This is a genomic window from Hymenobacter agri (assembly GCF_054778495.1).
Map to the genome: position 1 here is coordinate 1 of NZ_BAAGZM010001043.1, position 959 is coordinate 959.

The window sequence follows — 959 nt, forward strand, 5'->3', positions numbered from 1 at the left end:
GCCCGCGGCCGGCCCCGGTGCGCGCGCCGCTTTGGCGCGCCCCGCAGTTCCGTATCCCCTCCTCCCCTTTTGCTTTTTCTAAGATGAAATTTTCCGCTCTTTCCGCTGGCCTGTTTGCCGTTGCCTCTTTTTCGCTCATTGGCTGCAAAAAAGACGAAGCCGTGCCGAACCAGAAAGGCACTGTCGACTTGGCTTTTGAGCAGACTGTCGGCACCGCCCCGCTCACGCTCAGCACCCAAACCTACACTACCCCGGCCGGCGACCAGTTCAAAATCACCACATTCAAGCAATACATCTCCAACATCAAGCTGAATAAGACCGACGGCACGACGTATGCCGTGCCCGAGAGCTACTTCCTGCTCGATGCCAGCAACGTCAGCACACTGGAGCTGCCGTTGAAGGACATTCCCGTGGGAGATTACAAGTCGCTCACGTTCACGGTGGGCGTCGACAGCGCCCGCAATGTATCGGGGGCCCAAACCGGCGCCCTCGACCCCAGCAACGCCATGTTCTGGACGTGGAACTCGGGCTACATCTACACGAAGCTGGAAGGTACCTCGCCGCAGGCACCCAAGCAGGCCGGGGCCACCGAAGGCGGCCTGGTGTTTCACATCGGCGGCTTTAAGTCGCCCAACAATACGATTCGCACCGTCACGGTGCCTTTCCCCACGGGTACCAACCTGCTGGTGCGCACCGACCACGCGCCCGAAGTGCACCTGAATGCCGACATCATGAAGATGTTTACGGGTCCGAACACGGTGCGCTTCGCCACGCTCTCGAATACCATGGGCGGGGCCAACTCGGTGCTGGTGGCCAATAATTACGCTGCTGGTATGTTCTCCGTCGAGCACATTCACGCCAACTAGCTGGCCATGAAACGCCTTCGCGCCGCCTCGCTGGCCTTCGGGCTGGCGGGGCTGCTGCTGGCGGGCTGCGGGCTGCCCGATGTGGCCGTGCCG

1 protein-coding gene is annotated in these 959 nt (G+C 61.5%); it reads left to right on the plus strand.

What is annotated here, in order from left to right; translation table 11 throughout:
• Positions 1 to 83 precede the first annotated feature (83 nt).
• Positions 84 to 866, plus strand: coding sequence for an MbnP family protein (locus ACYVDE_RS24330; protein WP_460504102.1), 783 nt, complete (start codon positions 84 to 86; stop codon positions 864 to 866).
• Positions 867 to 959: the final 93 nt, after the last annotated feature.